The following is a 13,955-nucleotide window of genomic DNA, read 5'->3' on the forward strand; positions in this document are numbered from 1 at the left end:
TCCTCCTTCAGCGTTCTACTTGCATGTATTAGGCACGCCGCCAGCGTTCGTCCTGAGCCAGGATCAAACTCTCATTAAAAGTTTGAGTTCTCACTCATTTCTGTCACTGACAGATTTATTGTTTTTTCATTGTTCAGTACTACAACCTTAGTTGTAGTGCCCTGCACATTGGTTCGTCTTGTTCAGTTTTCAAAGGTCTTTGTCACTTGCCTCTCTCAAGTGACAACTATATTAGTATATCACAGCCGCTTTCGCTTGTCAACACTTTTTTGAAACTTTTTTTAATTTTTTTCATCCAGTGTTCCAACTGCTTCATACTATAGTCCGTACGGGATTCGAACCCGTGTTACCGCCGTGAAAAGGCGGTGTCTTAACCCCTTGACCAACGGACCGGAGTTGTTATTTTCAACTCTTACTATTATACCGACTTTTTTTACTTTGTCAACACCTTTTTTTAATTTTTTTTAGAAGTCTTGTAATGTTTCCTTCAGCTCTCTGAGAAGGGCTTTGCGGCCTTTAAATCGTTCGTCTGCCCAGAGGCGTTCGTAGGCTTCTTGTTTATCTTCTGGTAATTTTCTTCTATAAGCATTCAACAATTCATGAAGGGCGTAGTAATCATCCAACCACAATCCTCCTTCTGGTAGGCGATGGCTAATTTCTCCTACTTCTTCGTAGGCCATCCGGTCTAGGCGACGTTTTTGACTCTCTTGTTTTCTAACGCTATCAAGGATTCGATTGCGGAATTTTGTTTTGAAGTAGACGTAGAGTTTCTTTTCCTCTTCCACTAATTCTGGATGGACCTCAAGCAGTTCATAAAGACAGATCATGCCCTCTTGGTCCCAATCCTCTTTTTCCCATAGATGGAGATAGTAGTCTTTTCTACATTTATGAACAATTCCTTTTACCTTTGCATAATACTTCTCAAGCATTTGCTTTCCCCCTTTCTCTGCTTGTAGTATAGCAGAGAAAGGCGGAAAGAGAGGCCGTCGTTCCTATCTTGTGTTTTTTCATGTCTGTAATGTTATTGATTATGAGTTTGTAATTCACATAAAACTTGCTAGTTTTTCATAGTCTAATTTTCAGACAAAGCAAAAAGCCCACTGTTGTAGGCTTTTTGTAAAACAAATCTTAAAATTAAAGCATTTTGTTGTAGAATTCAACGACAAGTGCTTCGTTGATTTCTGGGTTGATTTCATCGCGTTCTGGCAAGCGAGTCAATGAACCTTCCAATTTTTCAGCATCGAATGATACGAATGCTGGACGTCCAAGAGTTGCTTCTACTGCTTCAAGGATAGCTGGAACTTTCAATGATTTTTCACGAACTGAGATCACTTGACCTGGAGTTACACGGTATGATGGGATATCAACGCGTTTTCCGTCAACAAGGATGTGACCGTGGTTTACGAATTGACGTGCTTGACGACGAGTAGTCGCAAGGCCAAGACGGTAAACAACGTTATCCAAACGACGTTCCAAAAGAAGCATGAAGTTGAAACCTAGGATTCCGCCTTTGATTTTTGTAGCTTGTACGAACAAGTTACGGAATTGTTTTTCACCTACACCGTAAGTGAAACGAAGTTTTTGTTTTTCAGCCAATTGCAAACCGTATTCTGACAATTTAGAACGGTTGTTTGGTCCGTGTTGTCCTGGTACGTAGTTACGACGTGCCAATTCTTTACCTGTACCTGTAAGTGAAAGGCCAAGGCGACGAGCTTGTTTCCAAGATGGTCCTGTATAACGTGACATGTGAATGTCCTCCTGATATAAATAATATTTCGGTGGAAATAGTCACTTAGAAAGCCCTGATTCGTGCAGATGCCCTTCGCCTAAACAGCCAAGGTTACTTATTATAAGACACCTGTTGACGAGCTTCATGCTTTCCTGCTGATATTTCACACAAAATCCATTTTACCATGAATCGCTGGATTTGTAAAGGGGGATTAAGCTTTATTTTCACTACCAGAAAGGTTAAGAAGGAGGGTAAAGGTGCTTCCTAGGCCGTACTGGCTGGTAACTGTGATTTCTCCACCTAATTGATGGGCTAATTCACGCGCAATAGCAAGACCTAAGCCATGACCACCTGTTTTCATATTGCGCGAAGTTTCGACACGATAAAGGCGTTTGAAAATATTCTCCAAGTCCTCTGGGGCAATTCCCTGCCCCTCATCGGTCACACTGATTGAAAGCTGGTTCTTTTTCAGCTTAGCTACTACCTCCAACTTGGTTCCTGGAGCAGAGTATTTAAAAGCGTTATTGACCAGATTAACCAAGATACGAGAAAGCTTGGCATAATCTCCTTCAATCCTAGCTGACTCAGGAATAACTTGCAAGTGGACATCTCTCTCCTCCTGCTCAATCAAAAATTGAAATTCACTCATGCACTCAATCAAGAGCTGATCCAGAAAAATGCTGTCTTTTCCAGTCGTCTTCTCCTGATTTCTAGCTGTATTTAGGGTCAAAAAATTCAACTCCTCAACCAGTTTATTGAGTCTTTCTGTCTGGCGTCCAATGGTTGCTAGATAATGGGCTTGTTCTCCTTCCTTGATAACCCCGTCCAAAATCCCTTCTACCGTCGCTTGGATCGAAGTGATGGGAGTCTTGATATCATGCGATAATTGGGCAATCATCAAGCCCTTTTCTCGTTCGCTTTCTTCCAAGGAATCAAAGGTCGCCTGTAAATCATGAGACATTTCATTGAAAGCTTGCCCTAACTGCTGAAATTCCACAGGCCCTTGAACCTCCAGATTTGAAGGAAAATCCTTGTCCGCTACTCGCTTGGCATGTTCCTTCAGTTTACCCAATGAAGTAAAGACCGGTGATAGGAGATAGAGACTAATCCCAGCACCAACAAAACTTGCCATGAGAGTCATTCCCACTAGGAAATAAATCTCTCTTTCGTCAATTAACATTCGCTGGACCGCCCAAAAAACTACGATAATCGTTAGGAGTGTTGAAATGATATAACCCACTAGAATATAACTTTTTAATTTCATTGACTACCTCGTGCTTTCTCAATTTTGTAGCCCAAGCCCCAGACGGTTTTGATGGTGGGCGTTTCTGCACTGGCATATTTAGCCAACTCCTGTCGAAGAGCATGAATATGAACATTCAAGGTATTAGTATCATCCACATAGTCTTCTTGCCAGACCTTTTCATAGAGATCTGTCTTAGAGAAAACCCGCTTTGGATTGCTGGCTAAAAGCCATAAAAGTTCGAAGGATTTGACTGTTAAATCAAGCGATACACCTCCGATAGAAACCTCATGACTACCGTGATTCATCCGTAAATCCCCGAGACTGACGATTTCTGTCTCACCTCCACGATGAAGGCGACGCAAGATATTGTGGACACGCAAAACCAGCTCACGAGGGCTAAAGGGCTTGGCAATAAAGTCATCTGCCCCTAAGCTCAGGCCATAAATCTTGTCCTGCTCGCTAGTCTTAGCCGTTATAAAGAGAAAAGGCTGATCTGGAGATTGATACTGAACCTCACTAATCAAATCATAACCATCCATCCGAGGCATCATGATATCTGTAATGATCAAATCAATCGGTTTTCGCTTGAAGATTTCTAAAGCCTCTACTCCATCATGAGCCACCAAAACCTGATATCCTGCCTGAACCAGATAGCGTTGATGAATATCTGTGATTTCTACCTCGTCGTCAACGAGTAAAATGGTCTTTCCCATTTGTCTCTCCTTTGAAAAAAACAGTGCTATACTACAATAGTATAACACTATTTTAATCGCTTTACGAACATTCTAAACCATATCTGGATTTTTCAAATCCTAGATAGAAACTCTGTAACTAGACTAGTCATTTTCCTCTTTTTTAGCTTTCAAACCGAGGCCACCTAGCAGTCCAGCCAAGGCTAATCCAAAGACTCCAATAGTAGCCATTGAGGTTTGTGCTTCACCAGTATATGGAAGCATGTCTTTTTTGTCTTTCATTTGATCAGCTATCATTGGACTTGATACCTTGTTATTAGATGCCATCTTGCCTTCATCAGACATTTTGCTTGAGGCTGCTTGATCTTGTTTCATGCTTGGTGTTGCCATTAGCTGGCTAGCATTCATGGTTTTATCCTGCTCTTTGCTAGGCATCATCTTATCCTGGCTAGTAGCTGGCATTTGAGATTTCATATTAGAAGCACCTTGATGACTATTCATCATTGGAGTCGGCATAGCTGAACCATTAGAAGATGGAACGAAACCTGACTGCATCGGAATAAGAGACTGATGTCCATTCAAGTTCACTGTCAAATCCTTAGTCGCTACCAGATTTGTCAAATCGGCCTTGCCATCTTTTGCACCATACACTTTAATAGTAGCTTTATAGCTTTGCGTACCGTTTTGTTTCAAGAGGTCTAGAAGCTCTTTATCTGATTTACCTTGAGTACCTGCCAAATCAACTTCATAGAAGTAAAGACCTTTGCCCAATTTTTCTACTGGTGGGAGGGCCGGATTTTTGGCTGAACCGTTGTCTGACCATGGGGCCTTATCGGATGCTTTTAAGATGAGGCGAGTCAGCATGCCGTCGCCAGCGAAGAATTCGTATGGAATAACTTGGTTGACTCCGGCTATAAATGGACCAGGGAAGTTGGCCTTGTCCAAATAAGTGGCTGGTACATCTACTGTGTCTTTGGTGTTGTCAGCCACGCCGTTTTGTACTTCAGCTGGAGTAGTCAAGCCATTCAAGTTGACATTCAAATCCTTAGTCGCTACAAGATTGCTCAAATCGGCCTTGCCATCTTTCGCACCGTACACTTTAATAGTAGCTTTATAACTTTGAGTGCCGTTTTGTTTCAAGAGGTCAAGTAGCTCTTTATCTGATTTGCCTTGAGTACCTGCCAAATCAACTTCATAGAAGTAAAGGCCTTTGCCCAATTTCTCTACTGGTGGGAGAGCGGGATTTTTAGCTGAACCGTTGTCTGACCATGGAGCCTTGTCTGAGGCTTTCAAGATGAGGCGAGTCAACATACCGTCGCCAGCGAAGAATTCGTATGGAATGACTTGGTTGACACCGGCTGTAAATGGACCAGGGAAATTGGCCTTGTCCAAGTAAGAAGCTGGAACATCTACTGTGTCTTTGGTATTATCAGCCACACCTTTTTGCACTTCAGCTGGAGTGGTCAAGCCGTTCAAGTTGACATTCAAATCTTTAGTCGCTACTAGGTTAGTCAAATCAGCCTTGCCGTCTTTTGCACCGTACACTTTAATAGTAGCTTTATAGCTTTGAGTGCCATTTTGTTTCAAGAGGTCTAGAAGCTCTTTATCTAATTTACCTTGAGTGCCAGCCAAATCCACTTCGTAGAAGTAGAGACCTTTGCCCAAATTCTCTACTGGTGGGTGAGCGGGATTTTTAGCTGAACCGTTGTCTGACCATGGAGCCTTATCAGAGGCTTTCAAGATAAGACGAGTCAACATACCGTCACCGGCGAAGAATTCATATGGGATAACTTGGTTAACACCGGCTGTGAATGGGCCTGGGTAATTGGCCTTGTCCAAGTAAGAAGCTGGAACATCTACTGTGTTTTTGGTATTGTCAGCCACACCCTTTTGCACTTCAGCTGGAGTAGTCAAACCATTCAAGTTGACATCCAAATCCTTAGTCGCTACGAGATTACTCAAATCGGCCTTGCCATCTTTTGCACCGTACACTTTGATAGTTGCTTTATAGCTTTGAGTGCCGTTTTGTTTTAACAAGTCTAACAAGTCTTTATCAGATTTTCCTTGAGTACCTGCCAAATCTACTTCATAGAAGTAAAGGCCTTTGCCCAATTTCTCTACTGGTGGAAGAGCAGGATTTTTGGCTGAGCCATTGTCTGACCATGGAGCCTTGTCGGACGCTTTCAAGATAAGGCGAGTCAACATACCGTCACCAGCGAAGAATTCGTATGGAATGACTTGGTTGACACCAGCTGTGAATGGGCCTGGGAAATTGGCTTTGTCCAAGTAAGTAGCTGGGACATCAACTGTGTCTTTGGTATTATCAGTCACGCTTTTTTGAACTTCAGCAGAGGTGGTTGCTGGTTGAGCTTCACTTGCTTCACGGTCTTGTCCAGAAACTGTAGACGTAGGACCTTCTACAGGTTTAACTGCATCTTCTGTTTGTTTCTTAGAGTCAGCTTGGGATTGCACTTCTTCTTTTGGTGCTACTACTGGATCTTTAGCATCTGTGTCCGCTTTTTCTGGAGAGCTCGTAGCATCCAAGCTTGCTTTAGGTGTTGAGTCTACCTGTTCTGAAGGAAGAGCTGTATCAACTGCTTTCTTGAGAACCTCTGCTGGCAAGTCGCTCTTTTCACTCACCGAATCTGCGTCTGGCCCAACTTGAGCAGGGGTTGGATTGACCACATCGGCACGCACAGAACTTGGTTGACCAACTAGGACAAAGAAGCCACTGGCTACAACAACTGAGGCAACACCGACACTGAGACGGCGAATAGACCAACGAGTATATCTCTGATTTGGATTGGATTTCATAGGATTCTCCTTAGAGTTTTCTTTTTTTGATAGCTCTAGTATAATCTCCTAAAATTAAAAAGGATTAAGAAAAAGTTAAAATTTTTCTTAAATCCTTCTTATAAAATACTTATATTGACTCAATAGTCGTTGAAAAAAAGAATAGTCATTCCTCGTCTACTCACTGAGGCTTGCTAAGGTATCCAAATATTGGTTATTGATCACTGCCATGATATAGGTATCAGGTTTTAATAAGTCATTTGGAGCAAACTGAACGTCTAGAGGAGCATTTTCATAGTCGCGAAAACCTAAGATATTGAGATTGTATTGTCCTCGAAGATCAAGTTGACTTAGACTCTTACCTGCCCACGACCTTGGAATTTTCATTTCGACTATCGAGACATTTTTGTCCAACTGAAAGACATCTACGCTATTATTAAACAGAATAGTCTGCGCCAACGAACGACCCATCTCATATTCTGGTGAAATAACTGAATCTGCGCCAATTTTTTCAAGGACTTTTTTTGCTGTATTGCTTTTAACCTTAGCAATAACAGTTGGTACTCCTAGACTCTTGCAGTGCATGACTGCAAGCACACTAGATTCTAAATTTTCCCCAGTTGCCACCACAACTGTATCGCAGGTATCAATTCCTGCTGAGAGCAAGAGCTCTTCATCGGTAATATCTCCAACAACTCCACGTACCAAGACTGGTTCGAACTGATTGATTCGCTCCTCATGGTCGTCAATGGCGATTATATTTATATCATGCTGAGCGAGAGCGGTAAGTACACTACTCCCAAAAATTCCCAAACCTAAAATTCCAATTGTTCGATCTGACATAGCCTTTCCTTTCTTAACCTATGGTAATATCAGCTTTCATATAATGAATCATGTCTTTCTTATCTGGTTGATATTCAGCCAAACTGACTAATAGCGTCAGTGGCCCAATTCGTCCGATAAACATCAATAGCATGATAATGCTGAGAGCTAATCTGCCTAATTCTGGTGTCAAATTTGCAGTTACTCCGACCGTAGCAAGAGCTGAAATTGTTTCAAACATGAGGTAGATAAAGCGCGGATTTCCTTCTGCGGTTACCCCTAACAGGATCAAGCCCAGCAAGAAAGTTAGCAAGAAGATAATAAAGACACTGAAAGATTTTTGCACGGTTCGGGGTTCAATCGTTCTCCGAGCCACATTAGCATGGGGTAATCCTAAAAGTTCACTGCGTGCAAATACTAATAATACAAAGAAGGTTGTGATTTTAAGCCCCCCGGCTGTTCCACCAGGTGCTCCACCGAGAAACATTTGTAAGATATAAATCAGCAAAGTGACAGGTCTAGCTTGAGTGTAATCAATAGAAGCAAAACCTGCCGTCCTCATGCTGACTGTTTGGAAAAAGCTGACCAGCAATTTATCAGGTACGCTAAGATTGCCAATGGTCCCTGGATTATTCCACTCGATTAACAAAGTCGATACGGTTCCAAAGAGTAAAATTCCTGCTGTTAAAAAGAGAACCAACTTGGTATGAAAACGAAGACGGCGTTTTTTCTTTTTCCCAAACTGGGTTGCTAGATCAAACCAGACCATAAATCCTAGACCACCCGTGATAATCAAACCCGCAATCACTAGATTAACCAAAGGATCTGTCTGAAAGGCTAGCAAACTCGTACTTCCAAAATTATCAAATCCAGCATTGCAAAAAGCTGAAATCGCCAAGAAGATAGACGTTAAAATACCTCGTCCCCAGCCAAACTCGGGGATAAAACGAAAACTCAACAGAAAGGCTCCTAAACCTTCTACTAAAAAAGTCGTCAAAAAGATGGAACGTAGAAAATCCCTCAGAGACTGGGTTTCTTCGAAGCTAAAGCTCTCCAGAATCGTTTCTCGACCTCGAAGACTGAGTTTTTGCTTGCCCTGGATATAGAAAATTCCGATAAAGGTCATGAGACCCAAACCACCAATCTGAATCAAGAACATACAGATCAGCTGCCCCCAGACATTGTAGGTCGAAGCGACAGATAAGGTAAAAAGTCCTGTCACACAGACCATAGATACGGCTGTAAATAAATGATCAAAGTAACCGGCATGAGATGTTGGAGATTGTGCAAATGGCAGACTCAAAAGGAGAGACCCCAAGAGAATAACCAAAGCAAAACTTAAAAAGATTCTCCGAGCGGGTGATAAACGTCCTAGAATGGTATTTATTTTTTCAACAATTGATTTTAATAACATAGCTACATTGTACCACAAAAATCTGAGAATACTCACATATGACTAACGATCTCAAGGCAGAGACCTAGCGCCTTATCAAAAGCTTCTGCACCCCAATCGCGTTGGTCATAGTTATCAAGATCTGCCAAAGAATCTGCCGTAAACAGCAACTCACCCCAAACTGCTCCGCGAAGCTGAGCTACTGCCGCAAGAGCTGCACACTCCATCTCCACAACTACGCAGCCTTCTTCCTTGCGATAAGCAACTTTTTCAGCTGTTTCTCGGTAAAATCCGTCTGTCGACCAAGTCATAACTTCCTCGTAAGGGACACCTAGTTGTTCCAAAACTTGCTCGATAGAAGAAACAGCCTCTACATGCACATCCATATAACGAGAAGGCGCTACATAGTGGTAGCTGGTTCCCTCATCTCGCAGAGCGCGAACAGGAACGAGAAAGGCATTTTCCTCTATATCGGCTAGGACTCCACAAGTACCAGTGGAAATGATTTGCTCCACACCATAGCCAATCAACCAATCCATAAACTGGGCCGCAGGGGCAGAACCAACAGGAGCCTGAGCCAGACACACTTCCTCACCCTTGTAACTCATGACATAAACAGGATAGGTTTTAGTGGCAGACACAAACTCCCCAACGCACTCCGCCCCTACTTCCTGAGCGTAGCGGTCAATCTCCTCTTCCAAAAATGCATAGATGCACTTCTTTGGCAACTGTAAATCTAATCCTTCGTGATTTGGCATGATGACTGCCTGAGGATTATCATCAAACTCTAAAATAGGAATGGCATGTTTTTGAATCATAGAGTACCTCCTCTAAATTTGTACTATTATAACAAAAGCAAAACGAAAGTCAAGACGGAAGCCTAAGTCAAATCAGAAAAAACCTACCTTAAGTAGGAAACAACAATTAAATGCTTTTTTCGTCATAATAAACTTGCTATAGCTTAGGAATTATCTTATAATAGATTGAATTTGAAAAAGGGAGAAATCTTATGAAATTCTATTCCTATGACTATGTGCTCAGTCAGATCAGTCAACAGAATTGGGCCATGATTATCGTATCAGCTTTACTGCTTATCGTGACTGGATTTTTTGCATTTAAAGCTTTCAAAGATAAAAAAGGGAGCAAGTTCCGTGAATTATCGCTCATTTCTATTTTGACCTTAATCGCATTCGTTTTGATAAGCATTACGAATCTTCAAAACAACCAATCCAATGATAATCAATTTCGTAGTTCCTTGCACTTCATCGAAATTGTATCAAAAGAGTTAGGTGTTGATAAGAAAAATGTTTATGTCAACACATCAGCAGTGACTGATGGGGCGATTATTAAGGTTGGCAACAATTTTTATCGTGCCATTAGCGGGACTGACCAAGATAGCTATTTATTAGAAAAAATGGAACTCTATAAATCAGATGTTGAACTCGTGGAGGTTGAAAAATGATAAGCTTTTTTGCTACGATTGCAATTAAATTAGCCTTGGGGCTACTTTCTCTTGTTTTTGTTATTAACGTAACAGGTAAAGGAAATTTAGCACCAAGTTCTGCAGTAGATCAAATCCAGAACTTTGTTCTTGGGGGTATTATCGGTGGGGTTATCTACAATAGTTCTATCACCATCATCCAATACATTGTTATCCTCATTATTTGGACTATTCTCATTTTACTCCTCAAATGGTTGAATACCAATGTTTCCTTCATTAAACATCTGATTGACGGAAAACCTACGATTATCATTAAAAATGGAACATTAGATCCAGAAGCCTGTCGCTCAAAAGGTCTAGCTGCTGCTGATGTTGCTCTTAAATTGCGCGCTCAAGGAATCTTTCAATTAAAGGATGTCAAGAGAGCTGTGATTGAGCAAAACGGACAACTAATTGTCGTAAGAATGGGTGACGAAAATCCTAAGTACCCAGTCATCACAGACGGTGTTGTCCAAGTTGAAATCCTAGAAACCATTGGCAAATCCGAGGAGTGGCTAACTGAGAAATTGAAAGAAGAAGGTTTCGAAGAAGTCTCAAATATCTTTATCGCTGAATATGATAAAGGTCAATTGAATGTTGTAACCTATTAAAAAATAAACTGATGCTTTTCGTATCAGTTTTTTGCTTTTTAGCATAAAAGGGTATATACTTAAACCAATATCTGATGTAATTTAGATAATACAAAAAATTAACGGAGGTATCCCCCATGTCAATCGAAGAAAAATTCAACCAAGCTAAAGGTTCTGTTAAAGAAGGCTTTGGTAAACTAACTGGCGATACAAAAACTCAAACAGAAGGAGCTGCAGAAAAGGTAGCTTCAAAAGCTAAAGAAGTTGCTGAAGATGCAAAAGAAGCTGTCGAAGGTGCAGTATCTGGCGTAAAAAACATCTTTAAAAAAGACGGAGAATAATTCTTTCTCGTCCTAATAACATAAGAAACTCTTATTCCAAGCTGTTAATATGCTAGGGATAAGAGTTTTTTCTTTAAATTATTATGTTTTTTAATATTAGAAAATACTTCTTATGATGTGTTGCTCAACCTAAAGCAAAAAGAACTAATTCCTATACTCCTCCTATTTCCACAAACCACCTAAGATTTGTTTTTCCAATAAGCCTAAGTCCTCTTCTCTCATTTCGCCATTGACGCCAACGACATATAGTTGAGAGAAGTAAGCTAACAATGGACCTATACAGATGCGAACCATTTGAGGAATCGTTATCTCTGGATTTACACGTGGATCTGCTAGCAATTCCTTATGAAGCACTCGAAGTTTATCTTGAATAGCATTCCAGATAAAAATCTGTTCATTTTTTAGTTTTTTATTTGAAAAACTCTCTTGTAGAATGATTTTCATCAAGGCACGATTTTTTTTGAGATAGCTCATACGATTATGGACGAGATAACGAACCCTCTCTTCTGTCGTTTCAAAAGCTAAGAGTTCCTCAAAAAAACTACCGAGAATGCCTGGGACTACAGGATGTAAAATAGCCGTCAGTAAATCATCCTTCGTCTTAAAATACTTAAACAAAGTTGCCTGGCTTAGTCCAGCACGCTCAGCTATGTGAAGAGTTGAGGTCCCATGGTAACTCCTGGTTGATATGAGATCCACTGCTGCCTGCATGATTTTTTTCTTTCCTTGAGGGTAATTCGCTTCTTCTAAGTAATCTTCAAACGATTCAAAAACAGTCTTATCCATCCAATCTTCACACCTTTTTAGCATTATTTATGTTGATTTCTAAACTTTACGATAACGACGCAATCCAACAATATTGAGAATTGTTAAAATGATCAAGAAAATCATTAAAACACCAAGATTTGACAAAATATCACCAAGATTGTGTCCGTAAAGAATAATCTGGCTTATTGCATCACCAGAATAGGTTAATGGCAAAAATTTCCCCACAGTTGGAGCCCATTCTCCCATGGATGACAATGGAATAATTCCTGAGAAAAAAAGTTGGGGCATAATCACGAGAGGAATAAATTGCATCATTTGGAATTCTGATTTTGCTAGAGTAGACAAGAGAATTCCAAAAGCTAGTGCTACAAGAGCCAGTACCACATTAACTATTATAACATTTAAAATATTTCCTACAACTTCTACATCTAGTAGCCAAATTGCTGCTAAAACGACAACTGCCGTTTGAAAAATCGCAATAATACCGTAAGACAACATATAGCCATAGACGATTTCAGAACGTTTCACTGGGGTTGCTAACAAGCGATCCAAGGTTCCACTTGTTCGCTCTTTCAACAGTGCCATACCAGAAATCAAAAAGACAAAGAAGAAGACCACAAAGCCAATTAAAATTGGAATCATACGTGCAAAGAATCCAGTATTTTTATCTCCATATTGGTAAGATTCTTTGATTTCAGGCGCCTTTTCATCTAATTTCAATTGTGGAAGAGCTTGTTTGACACGAGATAATAACTGATCGGTGCCTTCATTGACGATACTTGTTCGTAACACTTGTCGTGTCATAGTTGTTTTAGAAGCATCCGTATTTGCGTAGTCGACCTGATACTCACCATCTTTATACGATATGACTGCATCTACTTTCTCGTCAGCTAGAGCTTTTTTAGCCTGATCTAAGTCTTGATAAGTCTCGACGTCCACATGATCGAGCTCATCCATTTTTGTTACCAAACCAGTTGGTAGATCTTGTGTCGCTAACTTGACATTCACGGTTGTACTAGCTGAAAACATGAGGTTCATCAGCCACATAATAAATACCGGCGCTACAAACATCATAGCCAAGGTTCGTTTGTCACGAAGCAATTCTTTGATAACTTTTTTAGCAATAGCAATGGTTCTCATCTTACTCTCCTTCTGCTTTCAAAAAGACTTCTTCAATACTTGAAACTTGATAACTATCTTTTAAGTGTTGCGGTGTATCAAAAGCAATGATTTTTCCACCTAATAATAAGCCGACCTTATCCGTTAACTCTGCTTCATCCATAACATGGGTAGTAACTAATATCCCTACCCCATTGTCTCTAAGCGCGAATAATTCTTTCCAGATTTTCTTTCGAAGAGAAGGGTCGATTCCAACTGTCGGTTCGTCCAAAATCAAGAGCTGAGGATTCCCCAGAAGCGCGACGGCTAAAGACAAGCGTCGCTTCATTCCTCCAGAATAACCGGATACCGTTTTATTCAAATGCTCTGTCAGATCCACAACTTGAGCCACATGGGCAATTTCAGCTGTCAGATCTCTTTTGGATAGCCCTTTTAGCTGACCAAAAAATTCTAGATTTTCTTGACCTGACAAGGCCTCATAAAGAGCATCAGACTAAGCCATATAGCCAATATCACCTAAAATATGACGATTTGGCATAGTATGGTCCAAGACTAAAGCGATACCGCTATCCGCCTTTTCCATTCCTAGCATGGTTTTAATCATAGTTGATTTACCAGCACCTGATGGACCGATTAGACCAATGATTTCTCCAGGCTGTAAATCAAAACCAACGTGATCTAAGACCATTTGACGACCAAAAGATTTTTCTAAATCTTTTAAATGTAACAATTTTTTCATTTGAATCCTCCTAGGTGAGTATTTACTCACTTTTGAAATATAAAACTATTATAGTGAGTATCCACTCACTTGTCAAGTTGAAAGTTGATAGTTGAAAAAAATCTCCCTTCTCTTTCTGAACTGCACCCCCAAAGTTAGACAGAAAAAATCTAACTTTGGGGGTATTTTATTATGAAATTAACTTATGAGGATAAAGTTCAGATCTATTCACTTAGGAATCAAGGTCATAGCTTCAAGGAGCTT

Annotated in this window: 13 protein-coding genes, 1 tRNA gene, 1 rRNA gene and 1 pseudogene; 3 read left to right on the top strand and 13 right to left on the bottom strand. The window is 40.6% G+C overall.

Features of this window, described 5'->3' with window-relative positions; all coding sequences use genetic code 11:
• The 10 genes from QM911_RS08970 to QM911_RS09015 form a co-directional block, all read right to left on the bottom strand.
• Window positions 1–79, bottom strand: a 16S ribosomal RNA gene (locus QM911_RS08970); the annotation flags it as partial.
• A 241-nt stretch (window positions 80–320) separates the two neighbouring features.
• Window positions 321–392, bottom strand: a tRNA-Glu gene (locus QM911_RS08975).
• Between the two features lie 72 nt (window positions 393–464).
• Window positions 465–929 (bottom strand): sigma-70 family RNA polymerase sigma factor, encoded by a 465-nt coding sequence (locus tag QM911_RS08980; RefSeq protein WP_414313782.1) that lies wholly within the window; start codon window positions 927–929, stop codon window positions 465–467.
• Window positions 930–1,134: 205 nt separating this feature from the next.
• Entirely contained in the window at window positions 1,135–1,746 is a 612-nt protein-coding gene (rpsD, locus tag QM911_RS08985; RefSeq protein ID WP_000092756.1) for a 30S ribosomal protein S4, read from the bottom strand.
• A gap of 194 nt (window positions 1,747–1,940) precedes the next feature.
• Window positions 1,941–2,993 (bottom strand): sensor histidine kinase, encoded by a 1,053-nt coding sequence (locus QM911_RS08990; RefSeq protein ID WP_414313783.1) that lies wholly within the window; start codon window positions 2,991–2,993, stop codon window positions 1,941–1,943.
• On the bottom strand, window positions 2,990–3,688 hold the full coding sequence (locus QM911_RS08995; RefSeq protein WP_414313784.1) for a response regulator transcription factor: 699 nt from the start codon (window positions 3,686–3,688) through the stop codon (window positions 2,990–2,992). The genes QM911_RS08990 and QM911_RS08995 overlap by 4 nt, the downstream gene beginning before the upstream one ends.
• Window positions 3,689–3,811: 123 nt before the next feature.
• A complete protein-coding gene (locus QM911_RS09000) occupies window positions 3,812–6,481 on the bottom strand; it encodes an SSURE domain-containing protein (RefSeq protein ID WP_414313785.1) in 2,670 nt (889 codons plus the stop codon).
• Window positions 6,482–6,637: 156 nt separating this feature from the next.
• On the bottom strand, window positions 6,638–7,303 hold the full coding sequence (locus tag QM911_RS09005) for a potassium channel family protein (RefSeq protein ID WP_414313786.1): 666 nt from the start codon (window positions 7,301–7,303) through the stop codon (window positions 6,638–6,640).
• A gap of 13 nt (window positions 7,304–7,316) precedes the next feature.
• On the bottom strand, window positions 7,317–8,696 hold the full coding sequence (locus QM911_RS09010; protein ID WP_414313787.1) for a TrkH family potassium uptake protein: 1,380 nt from the start codon (window positions 8,694–8,696) through the stop codon (window positions 7,317–7,319).
• Between the two features lie 32 nt (window positions 8,697–8,728).
• Window positions 8,729–9,493, bottom strand: coding sequence for a nucleoside phosphorylase (locus tag QM911_RS09015; protein WP_414313788.1), 765 nt, complete (start codon window positions 9,491–9,493; stop codon window positions 8,729–8,731).
• A gap of 191 nt (window positions 9,494–9,684) precedes the next feature.
• Here QM911_RS09015 and QM911_RS09020 point away from each other — a divergent pair, with 191 nt between their 5' ends.
• The 3 genes from QM911_RS09020 (at window position 9,685) to QM911_RS09030 (ending at window position 11,086) form a co-directional block, all read left to right on the top strand.
• Entirely contained in the window at window positions 9,685–10,137 is a 453-nt protein-coding gene (locus QM911_RS09020) for a DUF3290 family protein (protein WP_414313789.1), read from the top strand.
• A complete protein-coding gene (locus tag QM911_RS09025) occupies window positions 10,134–10,766 on the top strand; it encodes a DUF421 domain-containing protein (RefSeq protein WP_006154046.1) in 633 nt (210 codons plus the stop codon). The genes QM911_RS09020 and QM911_RS09025 overlap by 4 nt, the downstream gene beginning before the upstream one ends.
• 116 nt (window positions 10,767–10,882) lie before the next feature.
• Complete coding sequence (locus QM911_RS09030; RefSeq protein ID WP_006153995.1) at window positions 10,883–11,086, top strand: CsbD family protein; 204 nt, start codon at window positions 10,883–10,885, stop codon at window positions 11,084–11,086.
• Between the two features lie 162 nt (window positions 11,087–11,248).
• Here QM911_RS09030 and QM911_RS09035 read toward each other — a convergent pair whose 3' ends face one another.
• From QM911_RS09035 to QM911_RS09045, 3 genes and pseudogenes are all read right to left on the bottom strand, one after another.
• Window positions 11,249–11,872 (bottom strand): TetR/AcrR family transcriptional regulator, encoded by a 624-nt coding sequence (locus QM911_RS09035; RefSeq protein WP_049508119.1) that lies wholly within the window; start codon window positions 11,870–11,872, stop codon window positions 11,249–11,251.
• A gap of 39 nt (window positions 11,873–11,911) precedes the next feature.
• A complete protein-coding gene (locus QM911_RS09040; protein WP_006154045.1) occupies window positions 11,912–12,994 on the bottom strand; it encodes an ABC transporter permease in 1,083 nt (360 codons plus the stop codon).
• A 1-nt stretch (window position 12,995) separates the two neighbouring features.
• Window positions 12,996–13,712 (bottom strand): annotated as a pseudogene (locus tag QM911_RS09045) (ABC transporter ATP-binding protein).
• Between the last annotated feature and the right edge of the window lie 243 nt (window positions 13,713–13,955).

The organism is Streptococcus infantis, assembly GCF_047460825.1.
In the GTDB taxonomy this organism is placed as follows: domain Bacteria; phylum Bacillota; class Bacilli; order Lactobacillales; family Streptococcaceae; genus Streptococcus; species Streptococcus infantis_V.

What these genes read in the sequence shown, in the direction of transcription:
- QM911_RS09040 (WP_006154045.1), bottom strand. Translation starts at nt 12,994, where the DNA reads ATGAGAACCATTGCTATTGCTAAAAAAGTTATCAAAGAATTGCTTCGT.
- QM911_RS08990 (WP_414313783.1), bottom strand. Translation starts at nt 2,993, where the DNA reads ATGAAATTAAAAAGTTATATTCTAGTGGGTTATATCATTTCAACACTC.
- QM911_RS09005 (WP_414313786.1), bottom strand. Translation starts at nt 7,303, where the DNA reads ATGTCAGATCGAACAATTGGAATTTTAGGTTTGGGAATTTTTGGGAGT.
- QM911_RS08980 (WP_414313782.1), bottom strand. Translation starts at nt 929, where the DNA reads ATGCTTGAGAAGTATTATGCAAAGGTAAAAGGAATTGTTCATAAATGT.
- QM911_RS09035 (WP_049508119.1), bottom strand. Translation starts at nt 11,872, where the DNA reads ATGGATAAGACTGTTTTTGAATCGTTTGAAGATTACTTAGAAGAAGCG.
- QM911_RS09010 (WP_414313787.1), bottom strand. Translation starts at nt 8,696, where the DNA reads ATGTTATTAAAATCAATTGTTGAAAAAATAAATACCATTCTAGGACGT.
- QM911_RS09025 (WP_006154046.1), top strand. Translation starts at nt 10,134, where the DNA reads ATGATAAGCTTTTTTGCTACGATTGCAATTAAATTAGCCTTGGGGCTA.
- QM911_RS09015 (WP_414313788.1), bottom strand. Translation starts at nt 9,493, where the DNA reads ATGATTCAAAAACATGCCATTCCTATTTTAGAGTTTGATGATAATCCT.
- QM911_RS09030 (WP_006153995.1), top strand. Translation starts at nt 10,883, where the DNA reads ATGTCAATCGAAGAAAAATTCAACCAAGCTAAAGGTTCTGTTAAAGAA.
- QM911_RS09000 (WP_414313785.1), bottom strand. Translation starts at nt 6,481, where the DNA reads ATGAAATCCAATCCAAATCAGAGATATACTCGTTGGTCTATTCGCCGT.
- rpsD (WP_000092756.1), bottom strand. Translation starts at nt 1,746, where the DNA reads ATGTCACGTTATACAGGACCATCTTGGAAACAAGCTCGTCGCCTTGGC.
- QM911_RS08995 (WP_414313784.1), bottom strand. Translation starts at nt 3,688, where the DNA reads ATGGGAAAGACCATTTTACTCGTTGACGACGAGGTAGAAATCACAGAT.
- QM911_RS09020 (WP_414313789.1), top strand. Translation starts at nt 9,685, where the DNA reads ATGAAATTCTATTCCTATGACTATGTGCTCAGTCAGATCAGTCAACAG.